Origin of the sequence: Vibrio pectenicida, assembly GCA_024347015.1 — a bacterium.
In the GTDB taxonomy this organism is placed as follows: Bacteria; Pseudomonadota; Gammaproteobacteria; order Enterobacterales; family Vibrionaceae; genus Vibrio; species Vibrio pectenicida.
The window spans coordinates 1,315,255-1,328,317 of the sequence record AP024889.1 but is presented as its reverse complement, the minus strand read 5'-3'; the positions used below and the strand labels follow the sequence as shown (position 1 = coordinate 1,328,317).

Here is a 13,063-nt window from a genome sequence, read left to right as displayed (position 1 = left end):
ACCGGGAGCGTCTCGTCTCCCGGATATGCGTACATCTCCCGAAAGACTATATTGGGTGATGATGGTGATGAATGTTCATTACAAAATTACGCATACTTATATATTATTCAATTGGCTTGCTTGGTAACCACATTAACCAAGGATAAATTATTTTTCAACTAAAAAATAAAGATTTTTCAAATTTGTATAGGACAAATAAAAAGGGAGCATTTGCTCCCTTTAAAACTGAGTATGCTTAAGAATCAGCACAACTCGCCATCTTAGATTTAGACAGTGAGGAGAGCAAGACACATACTGCAAGGAAAGCTACAGAGGAAATGGCAAGTGAGATACCGATGGATGACGTCATTCCTAATGATATAAAGCCAACACTTGAAACTGCAGCGACAGACAAAGCATATGGTAACTGAGTAGATACATGATCGATATGATCACAACGTGCACCAGTAGACGATAGGATAGTTGTGTCTGATATCGGTGAACAATGATCACCGAACACTGAACCAGCTAGCACTGCACTTAACATAGGTAACATTAAACTTATCTCTGTCGCCGCAGCCATATCTCCTGCAATCGGTAACATAATACCGAATGTTCCCCAAGACGTTCCTGTAGAGAAGGCCATCAGTCCAGCGAGAAGGAAAAGAATTACCGGTAACCAGTGAGCAGCAATATTGCCCTGTGCGAGTGTCGATAGATACTTACCAGTATTCATATCTCCGATAATTGAACCTATCGTCCAAGCAAATATCAGTATCAGAATCGCACCAAACATGGATTTAGCGCCTATCCATAAGGTACGAGATACTTCTCCCAAAGCAATACCTTGTTTGAAAACCGTGAATAGAGCAAAAGTTAACCCAGCCAGGCCACCATAAACTAATGACGCTCCAACATCTGTGTTTTCAAATGCGCCAAGAACAGTAAATTCTTTACCATCAGCACTTAGAGATTGCCCACCCGTATACAACATTGATGCGACTGTAGAGATGATAAGAAAAATGATTGGCAGGACTAAATCAGTAACCTTACCTTTCTCACTTTGGGCTATATCCAATTCTTCATTTATTTCATGAGCCTGTTGCAAATCTTCAACTTGTCCTTGACCGAACCCACGACCTTGCGACGCTGCAATTTCATGTTTACGCATTTTACCAACATCGAGCCCAAACCAAGCAACGGCAAAAACCATTAGCAACGCAAATACCGCATAAAAATTCATTGGTATCAAACGGACATACGCACCTAACGCTGAATACTCAGTAATACCATGTGAAACTAAGATGCCACCAATAATCGTTATTATATAAGCACCCCAACTTGATGCTGGCATAATTACGCACATAGGTGCCGCAGTAGAGTCAAGTATATAAGCTAGTTTTGCACGAGAAACATAAAAGCGATCGGTAACGGGACGAGAAATAGCACCAACAGCCAGACTGTTGAAATAGTCGTCAACGAAAATAAAAACGCCTAGAAAGGCAGCAAGTAGTTTTGAGCCACGCTTACTTTTTACTCTCGACTGAGCCCATTCAGCAAAGGCTAAAGTCCCTCCAGACAGGGTAAGTAAAGCGGTCATCATGCCTAATAAGACTAAGAAAGCTAGAATACTCATATTCCAAGTATTTATACCACCATCTTCAACAAATACGTTAGAAACCGTTGAGATCATGTAACTTATTGTATTAGTTATTGAGTAGTCGTTTAGAACAGTAGCACCGAGAACAATGCCAACCCCCAATGATAAAAGTACATGTCGGGTAATGATAGCCAAGCTCAAAGCCACTAAAGGTGGCAATAGCGATATAGGAGATGATGCAAAATCAATTAAATTCATGATCTTCAAAAACCAGTAATGGATTGGTTAGAGATCTACTGCAAACAAATTGAAGGAAGTATTCCTGACCAATTAGTGTTGAACAAAGCGAAAGGCGAAAGAATACTACGCCTTGGCCCTACAGTAGCGCTCCATAGTGTTAAAAAAATATAGACTATGGCAGTGTTAACCCTTATCAGGCATAACCCCAGCAAGCACTTTTGATATAGAAACTTACTTCGGCAAAACAACCTTTCATACTTGTCCATTGGCATCACCCCAACAAGTCTTACTGATTTATTTTGCGCCTCTACCGCGATGCCTGAAGTTTAAAACCAAAATCAACAAAAAAATTAACGTTAATTATGTCAAACACCGCATTAGGTAGAGCTATTGTACTTATCTAAGCGTTGATTTCAACACATTCAGTTGAATGACTGTCGAGATTAACATTAGAATTTTAATAAATATTGAATATATCTACCAATTTATACATTGATGCTATAATAAGCTGTTTGATAAAATCATGAAGAAAACATCTTTGTTAATTATGCAATCAGTATCTATTTCATGTTTTTTCAGACAAAAATATGAATAATAGACGGTAAAAAAGTAATTTGCTGAAGATTTGTGGCTATAATGATATTCTCAGCGAAGTAGCTAGCACTAAATAACACATTTATGTAAATAAGTGTCAGCCTCTGATGAAACTTATTGGCAATAAGTATTGTCATAATCACAAAATTTTCGATATTTTATGTAACAAACTTTAATCAGTTAATATGAAAGGGCTCATTATTCTAATGTTAAGACATTAAATAATAACTTTTTATAAGAATTTAACTGGAAAATATTGTATTGAAGATAATACAGGTTTAATATTTATTCCATCGGCTCCTTAATTAAGTGAGAAACTATATGTCGGAACTAACAAAAACTTTATTAAACATTCGTAGCCTACGTGCATTTGCTCGTGAGCTAACACTGGAACAACTAGAAGAAGCATTTGATAAACTATCAACAGTAGTCACTGAGCGTAAAGATGCTGAAGAAGTAGAGCTTGCTGAAAAAGCAGCGCAAGAAGCTAAGCTGGCAGATATTGCAGATCAAATTAAACAGCTTGGACTAGATAAGAACATGGTTATTTCTGCTCTAGCTGGAGAATCGGCAGGTAAGCAAAAATCCAAGCGTGCCCCTCGTCCTGCAAAATATAAGTATGTAGATAATAACGGTGAACAAAAAACTTGGACTGGTCAAGGTCGTACACCTTCTGCAATCCAAGAAAAATTAGATGCAGGTAAATCATTAGATCAGTTCCTAATCTAATTAAATTAAATTTATAAATACATTTTAAATATGTAATTATATAATATAAAAAAGCCTCATTATTTGAGGCTTTTTTATTATCATCAATAAGTTAACGTTCCCAGTAAGCTTCTTCTAAGCTATCTTCACGCTCTGGCAATCCTCTTGATAAACGTGGGGAGTGTTGAACTAATACTTCATAACTAGCACGATTAGAATATTTACATACCTGTGAAAATGATGAATATGTCAAAAAAGTATGGGCATGCTTACTAGAATTAGGCACATTTTCTTTATGGTGTTTATTTGCCGCCATATCATGCAGTAATGCAGAAAGAGCTGCATCCCCTGCTCCATTGGTGTTTTTAATTTTTTCTGGTCCACCCATATAAGGCGATATATGAGAGTAAACCTTAATTGGATTTTCACAAGCTGACTTTTCTGCCGGACGACTAAATTCATAACGGTTAAATTCCGCAATACTGCCTGGGAGTAAAGGTAAAGAAGTTACTCGTTTGGCTGCATCCTCGGTGTAACCTGCCATGAATAAACCTACTGGTCCTGCAGTACATAGTACCAAATCAACCCACTCCAACGTTTTATCCGATGCAATAAGTGGATCTGATTCACCAGTCAATGCCTCTGCTTCATCTTCATTCATCGCCACCACACTCACATGGTCACGTAAAAATTCCTGCCAAAAGATAGGGTCGTTTTGAATAACAAATTTCGTACCTAAAGTTAAAACAACAGGAACGCTATACTTTTTAGCATACTTAATGGCTTGCATCGTAGCCTTTGGCATCGGGTCACCATTTTTACAACGAACCAAATAAGCGGTGAGCACCAATGCAGATGCAGTTCTGAAGATAGACTCCGGAATGTTGCTTGCGTGAAGTTGATTCATCTGTCCTTCACTAATTGCAAATGTCCGTTCACCGTCATCTGAAATTAAGGCAAAACATCTTCCGATAGCGCCATCAACTCCCTGCAAATAGTTTAAATCCATACGACTTGATGTATTGCACAAATAACGAAAGCCATAGCTACCAATTCTAATATCTTGACTCATCACACCCAAAAGTGTTGAACGATCATCAGCAAGCACTGAGTAATTATGTAATGTATTGCCAATAGTGCCACCTGCGTGCTCATTGGTAATTAAATGATTTTCTTTCAGTTCATTATATAAAGCTTCGGCTGTATTATCATCGATAACCAGTGAATGGCCTTTACTCAGTATATATCTATCGATAAGCTCCGAGTTAACTTTTGCTTCAATATCAACCAAAGTCTGATCAATACCTATGATATGAGTGCTCGACACTTTCTTATTTTGTTGAGACTGGCTAACCAAAGGATCTCGGGCATGCACAGGAAAATAGTGCTTAGATTTTCGTTGACCTGGGAACTTCATAACAAACTTATTCTGAGTAAGAGGTAAAAAGGGTTTGGATTCTACCGCGCACTATCAAACACGGCAACTACTGCAATCGTAGCAAACGTTTGCTTTTGTAATTCAGAGATAATCAATTAATATCCTCTCCATTTTTGAGCCATTTGTTCAAAAGCTTTACTAAATATCGAAATGATTTGTGAATTGATTCGAGAACCTGTCACCTTCAAACGCTTTCTGTTAAGATTTGCCTCCAGCTAATTTATGTGGTGTTTAGTAATGTCTCAGAACTGTACTGATAACAGTAAAAAGAAAGTCATCGTTGGCATGTCTGGCGGAGTCGACTCGTCAGTTTCCGCTTACCTTCTAAAGCAGCAGGGCTATCAAGTCGAAGGTCTGTTTATGAAAAATTGGGAAGAGGATGACAATGAAGAATACTGTACTGCCGCTGAAGACTTAGCAGATGCGCAAGCAGTTTGTGACAAACTAAACATCCACCTACACAAAATAAACTTTGCTGCAGAATATTGGGACAACGTCTTTGAGTATTTTCTGGCAGAATATAAGGCTGGCCGTACTCCAAACCCGGATATCCTTTGTAATAAGGAAATAAAATTCAAAGCTTTTCTTGAGTTTGCTGATGAAGTGCTTGACGCTGACTACATTGCTATGGGCCATTATGTGCGTCGGACTTTTTCAGACAAACTAGAAGAAATACAAATGCTGCGGGGCTTAGACGACAATAAAGATCAAAGTTATTTTTTGTATACCTTAAGCTGCGAGCAAATAGCTCGAAGCCTGTTCCCTGTAGGTGAACTAGAAAAACTTGAAGTAAGAAAAATAGCAGAAGAACAAGGCCTCATTACGGCCAAGAAAAAAGACTCCACAGGGATTTGTTTTATTGGTGAGCGCAAATTTACTGACTTTTTGTCACGTTACCTCCCTGCGCAACCAGGTAAGATTGAAACTCCCGAAGGTAATGTTATCGGGGAACATCAAGGCCTAATGTACCACACCCTTGGTCAGAGAAAGGGGTTACATATAGGAGGCCAAAAAGGTGGTGATGGTAACGAAGAGCCTTGGTATGTTGCAGATAAAGATCTGAAACGGAATGTTCTTATTGCTGTCCAAGGCGCCGATCACCCTTTGTTAAAGTCTCAAGGCTTAATTGCTTCACAGCTCCATTGGGTTAACCGCCAATCTATCATATCACCCCAACAATGTTCCGTGAAAACACGCTATCGCCAGACTGATATCTCGTGCACCATAATTCCAATCGATGACACTACAATTAAAGTCATCTTTGATGAACCTCAAATTGCTGTCACACCCGGTCAATCAGCAGTATTTTACCAAGGAGATGTGTGTCTCGGCGGTGGCATCATTAAAGAACGTATTTAAGCAACGTATTTGAGGAGTAATATCTGTGACTAATGCACTTTACGACCGAACTATTGCATTTGCTGGAATTTGCCAAGCTGTGGCGCTTGTCCAGCAAGTAGCGCAAAATGGTCACTGCGACTCTGACGCGTTTGAAGCATCTTTAAAAGCTATCTTAAACACTAACCCAGTTAATACTTTGGGCGTTTATGGTGAAGAATCAAACTTAAAAATAGGCCTTGAATACTTAGTAAAAGGTATAGACAGCACGCCATCCGGCAGTGAAATTACTCGCTACATCATCAGTTTGATGGCTCTTGAGCGTAAGTTAAGAGCACGTAAAGATGCGATGTTTCAACTGGGAGATCGCATCCAAATGATCGAAAGGCAGCTCAGCCATTTTGAGTTACTCGATGTCCAAATGCTTAGCAATTTAGCAAGTATATACCTAGATGTAATCAGCCCTATAGGCCCTAGAATACAAGTGACTGGTACTCCCTCTGTTTTACAACAAACAAGCAATCAGGATAAAGTTAGAGCTCTGTTGCTATCGGGTATTCGCAGCACAGTTTTGTGGCACCAAGTCGGTGGTAAAAGACGGCAGCTTATCTTTGGAAGAAAGAAAATGGTCGAGCAAGCTCAAATACTATTGGCAAGATTATAAAAAAAACAGCTCAGCTCAAGCAAAAATGAGCTGAATATTTCTATAAAAAACCTCTCTAGGCAAACGTTTGCGCAATATACGTGACAATTGCATTAGTTATTGGTATAAACCTCACGACATTTAGACATTCAATTCAGGAGAACATCATGGAACTGTCAGCATTGACTGCTGTTTCACCAGTAGACGGCCGCTACGGAAGCAAGACTATTGCGCTACGCGAAATTTTTAGTGAATACGGTCTACTCAAATACCGCACTATCGTAGAAATTCGTTGGCTCCAAAAACTTGCTATTACTACTGAAATTACTGAAGTACCAGCTTTCAGCGCAGAGGCAAATCAATTCCTAAACGAGCTCGCTACAAACTTCTCTGAAGCAGATGCTCGTCGTATCAAGGATATTGAACGTACGACTAACCATGATGTAAAAGCCGTTGAATATTTCCTGAAAGAAAAAGTCGCTGACATTCCTGAACTACATGCTGTTAATGAGTTTATTCACTTCGCATGTACTTCTGAAGACATCAACAATACTTCTCATGCCCTGATGCTAAAAGAAGCACGTGAAACTGTTATTCTTCCAGAAATACGCAACATCATCGACGCAATTAAGGCACTTGCGGTTGAATACCGTGATATTCCCCTACTTTCACGAACACATGGCCAACCTGCCTCACCATCTACTGTGGGTAAAGAAATGGCCAATGTTGCCTACCGAATGGAGCGTCAGTACAAACAAATTGCTAATGTCGAAATACTAGCAAAAATTAATGGAGCAGTGGGTAACTACAATGCCCACTTGTCAGCCTACCCAGAATTAAACTGGCACCAATTTTCTGAGAAGTTCGTTACTGAATCTCTTGGCGTTAGCTGGAACCCATACACAACACAGATTGAGCCACACGATTATATTGCAGAACTATTTGATGCTATTGCACGATTCAACACCATATTGATTGATTTTGACCGCGATATCTGGGGCTATATTGCTCTTGGTCACTTTAAGCAAAAAACAATCGCAGGTGAAATTGGCTCGTCAACCATGCCACACAAAGTTAACCCGATCGACTTTGAAAATTCTGAAGGTAACCTAGGGCTAGCAAATGCAGTCTTTGCTCACCTAGCACAAAAACTACCAATTTCTCGTTGGCAGCGTGATCTTACTGACTCAACTGTCTTGCGTAATTTGGGCGTTGGTGTTGGCTACGCGATCATTGCTTATACGTCGACACTCAAGGGTATCAGTAAACTAGAAGTTAACCGTGAAGCGCTTCTTTCTGAACTCGATAAAAACTGGGAAGTTCTTGCTGAACCAATCCAAACTGTAATGCGCCGTTATGGCATTGAAAAGCCATACGAAAAGCTTAAAGAATTGACTCGCGGTAAGCGTGTTGACGGTGAAGCTATGCGAGTATTCATCAATGGGTTAGCCTTACCAGAAGAGGAAAAAGAGCGTCTTAAGCAAATGACGCCAGCAAACTACATTGGTCAAGCGATTGAACTAACAGATCAGCTTTAAGCACTCTGAAGAACCAACATAAAAGGATGGCTGCTACGCCATCCTTTTTCTTTGTTACTGAAAAGGAATCTTCTATTGAGATATTTTTTGAAAAAATAATGTTATTTGCCCAACTTCAATACCAAATTTCTTGATTTTGGTTAAATTGAATACATGACCTTCATCTTGGCGATATAACCAATCATCAAAAGCAACCACGACGCTAGAATCTTCAAGTTGAAGTTCAAAATCATACTGCCAACGTAGTGCATTACCTACTTCAACACCTGTAGCTATACCAACAATATCATCGGCCCTGCCCTGGTATTGACCGGTGCCAAGACGCTCAATATGCCAAATTCGTTGCGACTCTTCACCATCATCGAACACAAAGTCCTCAACAAGGGTTAGTGTATCCCCATCAACTGTCCCAATGATTGATACTTCGAAGCGTCGAGTTTGAAATTTGGTATAATCTTGAATCATACCCCATGCTATTGATTTTCCATTAAAATATTCAAACAATTCAAAATTAGGCTTGGTATCCCTATAATCTTCTATGTCAGCGGTACAGGCTACTATCATCAGGCAAGTAAAAAATGCAGCAAGAGCACGCCTTATCTGCTTAAACATTAATATCTCCCAATTAAATTCTTCCTCAAGTTCGGGAACTCAGTTTCAGGCGACAACCAAATTGCAAGGAAAGCATCATTGAAGTCTTCCTCTTCAATATACCCAATCAATTCCGCACCGTCGTCTCGGTGAGAATAATAAAACTGTCCCTGAAAACCATCTGTAACGTATGTGAGGTTGCTTCCCTCTTTAATGTCTGGAAATATTGTAGCTAACCTCTGTGCCCATTGACTTGTTAAACTTTGCTTATAACCAAGCTTCTCCCACTGCTCAACTGTGGCATCAAGCAACTGCTTTTGAGATATGTCTCTTTGATAAGTAATAGATAATGCAAGAGGGTGTGGGGTAATATCTTTACCAATAACATAACCACCATCAGGGCTATAAAGCTGTGATCGATACACATCAAAGAAAAACATTGTCAACTGCGCTTGTCCTACGCTAGACCAAGTATCCCAGCCTTTAGTAATATTTGCTGAAGCAACGGAGGCGAATACGTTACCTGTCAACGTCAGGTATACTCCCATCATTATTACGAACTTCATACCCATATATCCTTAGTATCAATGCGATAATAAGGAACCACTCGACTAACAACACGCATACAACAGTAAAGAAAGGCATACCAAAAGTAACTGCGCCAAATCTCTCTCCAGCCATATAACTAAGTGCTCCAGCGATCCCTCCAAGTATTGATACGATTAATACTGGGTACTGGCTCACTAGTGGATATAAAAAATACCCATACCAAGCAAAGATCATCCATAAAGCGATAAGCCACAAGGGAAATCCTTCAAACTGAAACTGAAAAAGGCCCACGGCCTTGTTGGCAAAATCAACAATAACACCAACAGCAACGATGCCTGTCCACTTAAACCAATTTATCTTCGTTTTTACAACAGAAATTGCTATTGTTCCCACAACAAATAATAAGCTCAGGTACTGCCACTCATAATTTCCGAGAACAGCACATAACCATACCACTTGGAACCAAGTAGAAATAATTAGCAAACGTTTCATAAACTCACCTCAAGCTTATAATCGTTATGGGCGCTGAAACGTCATGTGGACGGTACTAATAGATCTGGCTTGAAAGCCCCCCTCACAATAACAAAAGTAGTAATTCCACATCCGGACAAACCTTTCATCAAACCCCAATTTTAACACCTGTTTTTCTGCTTGGTTGAAACGTATATACCAATCTTTAAGCGTACGAGCATAGTCTTGACCGATGTCAAACAAATCTCTTAGTACTAAGTCTGTATGTTTTGTTGTCGCTTGAGTAATTGCGGTTATAGAGGGTAAGAAACCACCAGGAAAGATATACTTTTGAATAAAGTCTACACCGCTACTGTATTCAGCATAACGTTGATCGACAATAGTAATTGCCTGAATAGCCATTAAACCACCAGATTTAAGTAATGACTGGCACTTTTCAACATATGAATTCAAAAATTGTTTACCCACAGCTTCTATCATCTCAATTGATACTAGCTTGTCATACTTACCTTCAAGTAAGCGATAATCTTTCTGTAGCAGTGTAATCCTATCTTCAAGACCCCTATTCTCAATCTGTTCCTTTGCATATTGATACTGCTGATTTGAAATAGTAGTAGTAGTAACATGACAGCCGTATTGTTCAGCCATGTATATAGCCATCGCACCCCACCCTGTTCCTATCTCAATAACTGAGTCGTTCGCACTAAGATTGAGTTGTTGACACAAACGTTCCATTTTATTAACTTGGGCTTCTTCTAGGCTATCCGTATTCTTATGGTAAACACCTGAAGAATATAACATTCTCCCATCTAAAAATGTCTGGTATAGATCATTACTCAGGTCATAGTGAGCTTGTATGTTTTTGGCAGAGTTTGCTAGCGTATTGCGATTCAGCCAATGTCCTAGCTGATAAATAACATTTGATAAAAAGCTGCTTTTCTTTTCTATCGCATCTAATGCTGATAAATTCATGGCCATTAGTTTCATCAAAACAGTAAGGTCTGGGCTTTCCCACCACCCATCCATATAGGCTTCACCTGCGGCAATGCTCCCTCCCTTCAGCAGTCGAGCGTAAAAAGCTGGATGCTTTACCTTAATAACAGCATTATTCCTTTCATCGACATTATTGCCAAAATAAGTCGTTGCATCTTCAGACACCTGCGAGTCAAATGATTCAATCACAGTTAATGAGCCATGTTGAAGCCGGTTTAGGCAAGTAAACGCGATATTTCTCGCCGTTTTCTGCATTGATGTCAATGGCTTTGGCAAAGGTAGCGTTTGTGAATTAATCATTTAGTCAGCTCCTAATTATTTTTCAACTTTTGCACTTCTATTGGATTGAGCTTCATCGCTCTGCTTATATTTGGGATGAGAATAAAATGGGGCACCTTTTATCCATAGCTTTAGCGCATGCCAGTAAATACCAACAAGCATTTTCACTGCAAGTACAGGAGTTATAACCAAATGCTTTAGTAGAACACGAGAGCTAAAGGCTTGTTTTGTCATTTTCATAGTAGCATCGAATTGCTTGCCTTCGCGGTGACATTCTAGGTGTATCGATAAATTCGGATTTATCGGTTTAAATTTCCATCGATACTCTTGATCAATTGGATTAAATGGAGAAACATGAAATGCTTTTGAATGCACCCATGTCGCTTCGTTGCAAGCATCCAGCAAATAGTAATATCTCTCATTCCATGGCGTGTTACTCACTTCAGCAAGCAGATAGCGCCAACAATTTTCATTATCATAAATGTAGTAGAAATTGACAGGGCTGAAGTAGATACCAAAGTATCTGAGGTGAATGACAGCTTTTACCTTACCTTCAAGTCGTTCACCGCCAAGTTCGAAAACTTTATTTAATACCGAGTGTTTTAGGTCTCCAGAACCTAAATAGTCACTACGCTTGAGCCTTACCAAGTGCCACCACCGATCACCAAAACCCCAAACTTTATTTTTCAGTGTCTCAAGTTCATCAAGGTCTATGCATGGCATGAACAATTTGTAGTTCAGTGAATGCTCTATCGGGCTAAAACGCCGATGCCTCACATTACCTACAAACAGACAACTTTTAAGCTGCGACGACATATTAAGCAGCCCCCTTAGCACGATGGCTTGAACTGTAAGCCTTAACTCCTCGCACTACATCTAGTGCGCTTTTCACACCATCTTCATGAAAGCCGTTGTACCAGTATGCACCACAAAACCAAGTATTACAGACACCATTAATTTCCTCTTTCCTCGACTGGGCCTTTATTGATTGATGATTAAATACCGGGTGATGATAAACAAAGCGTCGTAAGACTTTCTCTTGATCTATTTGCTCGTTGCTGTTTAGAGACACGCAAAACGTTTTAGGCGCCTCTATGTGCTGCAATATATTCATGTTATAGGTTAACGTTGGAGCTCGATCTTGCTCTTCATTACTACCAGATAGCCTGTAATTCCATGCAGCCCAAGCTGCTTTGCGTTTCGGAAGTAAGCTCTCATCAGTGTGAATAATAACCTCGTTAGCTTGGTACGCTAATTTAGACAGCACAGCATATTCAGCCGAGTTTGAGTCTTTTATTAGGCTTAATGCTTGGTCACTATGGCAAGCAAAAATCACATGATCAAAGCGCTCACTTTGCCCATTAACATAGATAGTAACGCCAGCTTGATCTCGACTCACACCATCTATTGATGTATTCAATCTTATCCTATCTGCAAACCCTTTAGTCAGCGGCTTAATATATTCCCTAGATCCGCCTTTGATTACATACCACTGCGGCCGATTAGTAATATCGAGAAGCCCGTGATTTAAAAAAAACCGAGCAAAGAACGTTAACGGGAAAGCTCTCATATCTGCCAAGGTTGATGACCATATCGCCGCCCCCATAGGTAATATGTAGTTATCGCAAAAAAAACGGCTAAACTTCCGAGAAGAAATAAACTCACCTAAGGTAAGGTCTAGACTCACGTCTTGTTTTGCAATTTCTTTCACTTCTTTGTTAAAGCGCAGTATTTCAAAAATAAAGGAATAAAATTTAGGATTCAGCCAGTTACGTTTTTGAGCAAATAGTGTTGCTAATGTATGACCATTGTATTCAAGCCCATTAGCATCATTTCTAACACTGAAACTCATTTGGCTTTCAACTCCCTCCACCCCTATTTCTTGCATAAGAGCCATGAAGTTCGGATAAGTCCTATCGTTAAATACAATAAACCCTGAATCTACTGCATAATGTTGCCCGTCAAAATTAATGTCTATTGTAGCAGTATGCCCTCCAACATAGTCATTAGATTCAAAAACTGTCACATCATGATCTTGATGCAAATAGTAACCACATGTTAAGCCCGAAATCCCAGAACCTATTATCGCAATATTCATTAGC

At 39.5% G+C, this 13,063-nt stretch carries 12 protein-coding genes, 1 riboswitch and 1 other annotated feature (1 of these 14 cut by a window edge); of the genes, 4 read left to right on the top strand and 8 right to left on the bottom strand.

Annotated elements, in window-relative coordinates; genetic code table 11:
* Window positions 1-71: a sequence feature (His leader region), on the bottom strand (it extends 64 nt beyond the left edge of the window).
* Between the two features lie 164 nt (window positions 72-235).
* Window positions 236-1,837, bottom strand: a complete 1,602-nt coding sequence (locus OCV27_RS06260; RefSeq protein WP_125322531.1) for a Na+/H+ antiporter NhaC family protein — start codon at window positions 1,835-1,837, stop codon at window positions 236-238.
* A 116-nt stretch (window positions 1,838-1,953) separates the two neighbouring features.
* A riboswitch (Lysine riboswitch) is annotated at window positions 1,954-2,137 on the bottom strand.
* 597 nt (window positions 2,138-2,734) lie between these two features.
* On the opposite strand from OCV27_RS06260, the gene OCV27_RS06255 reads away from it, so the two are divergent.
* The gene (locus OCV27_RS06255; RefSeq protein WP_125320908.1) at window positions 2,735-3,142 is read left to right on the top strand and encodes an H-NS family histone-like protein; all 408 of its coding nucleotides are present in this window, start codon (window positions 2,735-2,737) and stop codon (window positions 3,140-3,142) included.
* Window positions 3,143-3,233: 91 nt separating this feature from the next.
* Here OCV27_RS06255 and OCV27_RS06250 read toward each other — a convergent pair whose 3' ends face one another.
* A complete protein-coding gene (locus OCV27_RS06250) occupies window positions 3,234-4,538 on the bottom strand; it encodes an inosine/guanosine kinase (RefSeq protein ID WP_125320907.1) in 1,305 nt (434 codons plus the stop codon).
* 258 nt (window positions 4,539-4,796) lie between these two features.
* Between OCV27_RS06250 and mnmA the strand changes: the two genes are divergently transcribed.
* From mnmA to purB, 3 genes are all read left to right on the top strand, one after another.
* Window positions 4,797-5,918: a tRNA 2-thiouridine(34) synthase MnmA gene (gene mnmA, locus OCV27_RS06245; protein WP_125320906.1), complete on the top strand. Its 1,122-nt coding sequence runs from the start codon at window positions 4,797-4,799 to the stop codon at window positions 5,916-5,918.
* Window positions 5,919-5,943: 25 nt separating this feature from the next.
* Window positions 5,944-6,561: a high frequency lysogenization protein HflD gene (gene hflD / locus OCV27_RS06240; protein WP_125320905.1), complete on the top strand. Its 618-nt coding sequence runs from the start codon at window positions 5,944-5,946 to the stop codon at window positions 6,559-6,561.
* Window positions 6,562-6,707: 146 nt separating this feature from the next.
* Window positions 6,708-8,078 carry an adenylosuccinate lyase gene (gene purB, locus OCV27_RS06235; protein WP_125320904.1) on the top strand — a complete coding sequence of 457 codons (1,371 nt, stop codon included), beginning with the start codon at window positions 6,708-6,710 and terminating at the stop codon, window positions 8,076-8,078.
* Window positions 8,079-8,150: 72 nt separating this feature from the next.
* On the opposite strand, the gene OCV27_RS06230 is transcribed toward purB, so the two are convergent.
* The 6 genes from OCV27_RS06230 to OCV27_RS06205 are packed head-to-tail and all read right to left on the bottom strand — an operon-like array spanning window position 8,151 to window position 13,059.
* Window positions 8,151-8,690 carry a DUF3833 domain-containing protein gene (locus OCV27_RS06230; protein WP_125320903.1) on the bottom strand — a complete coding sequence of 180 codons (540 nt, stop codon included), beginning with the start codon at window positions 8,688-8,690 and terminating at the stop codon, window positions 8,151-8,153.
* A complete protein-coding gene (locus OCV27_RS06225) occupies window positions 8,690-9,235 on the bottom strand; it encodes a chalcone isomerase family protein (protein ID WP_125320902.1) in 546 nt (181 codons plus the stop codon). The genes OCV27_RS06230 and OCV27_RS06225 overlap by 1 nt, the downstream gene beginning before the upstream one ends.
* Window positions 9,189-9,710 (bottom strand): DUF2878 domain-containing protein, encoded by a 522-nt coding sequence (locus OCV27_RS06220; RefSeq protein ID WP_125320901.1) that lies wholly within the window; start codon window positions 9,708-9,710, stop codon window positions 9,189-9,191. Before OCV27_RS06220 ends, OCV27_RS06225 begins: the two co-directional genes overlap by 47 nt.
* 24 nt (window positions 9,711-9,734) lie before the next feature.
* Window positions 9,735-10,982, bottom strand: coding sequence for an SAM-dependent methyltransferase (locus OCV27_RS06215; protein ID WP_125320900.1), 1,248 nt, complete (start codon window positions 10,980-10,982; stop codon window positions 9,735-9,737).
* 15 nt (window positions 10,983-10,997) lie between these two features.
* Window positions 10,998-11,777 carry a DUF1365 domain-containing protein gene (locus OCV27_RS06210; RefSeq protein ID WP_125320899.1) on the bottom strand — a complete coding sequence of 260 codons (780 nt, stop codon included), beginning with the start codon at window positions 11,775-11,777 and terminating at the stop codon, window positions 10,998-11,000.
* A 1-nt stretch (window position 11,778) separates the two neighbouring features.
* Complete coding sequence (locus tag OCV27_RS06205) at window positions 11,779-13,059, bottom strand: NAD(P)/FAD-dependent oxidoreductase (protein ID WP_125320898.1); 1,281 nt, start codon at window positions 13,057-13,059, stop codon at window positions 11,779-11,781.
* Between the last annotated feature and the right edge of the window lie 4 nt (window positions 13,060-13,063).

Bases quoted from the DNA above. Each gene is read 5' to 3' on its own strand.
- OCV27_RS06225 (WP_125320902.1), bottom strand. From the start codon at position 9,235: ATGAAGTTCGTAATAATGATGGGAGTATACCTGACGTTGACAGGTAAC.
- purB (WP_125320904.1), top strand. From the start codon at position 6,708: ATGGAACTGTCAGCATTGACTGCTGTTTCACCAGTAGACGGCCGCTAC.
- OCV27_RS06220 (WP_125320901.1), bottom strand. From the start codon at position 9,710: ATGAAACGTTTGCTAATTATTTCTACTTGGTTCCAAGTGGTATGGTTA.
- OCV27_RS06215 (WP_125320900.1), bottom strand. From the start codon at position 10,982: ATGATTAATTCACAAACGCTACCTTTGCCAAAGCCATTGACATCAATG.
- OCV27_RS06255 (WP_125320908.1), top strand. From the start codon at position 2,735: ATGTCGGAACTAACAAAAACTTTATTAAACATTCGTAGCCTACGTGCA.
- OCV27_RS06205 (WP_125320898.1), bottom strand. From the start codon at position 13,059: ATGAATATTGCGATAATAGGTTCTGGGATTTCGGGCTTAACATGTGGT.
- OCV27_RS06250 (WP_125320907.1), bottom strand. From the start codon at position 4,538: ATGAAGTTCCCAGGTCAACGAAAATCTAAGCACTATTTTCCTGTGCAT.
- OCV27_RS06230 (WP_125320903.1), bottom strand. From the start codon at position 8,690: ATGTTTAAGCAGATAAGGCGTGCTCTTGCTGCATTTTTTACTTGCCTG.
- OCV27_RS06210 (WP_125320899.1), bottom strand. From the start codon at position 11,777: ATGTCGTCGCAGCTTAAAAGTTGTCTGTTTGTAGGTAATGTGAGGCAT.
- mnmA (WP_125320906.1), top strand. From the start codon at position 4,797: ATGTCTCAGAACTGTACTGATAACAGTAAAAAGAAAGTCATCGTTGGC.
- OCV27_RS06260 (WP_125322531.1), bottom strand. From the start codon at position 1,837: ATGAATTTAATTGATTTTGCATCATCTCCTATATCGCTATTGCCACCT.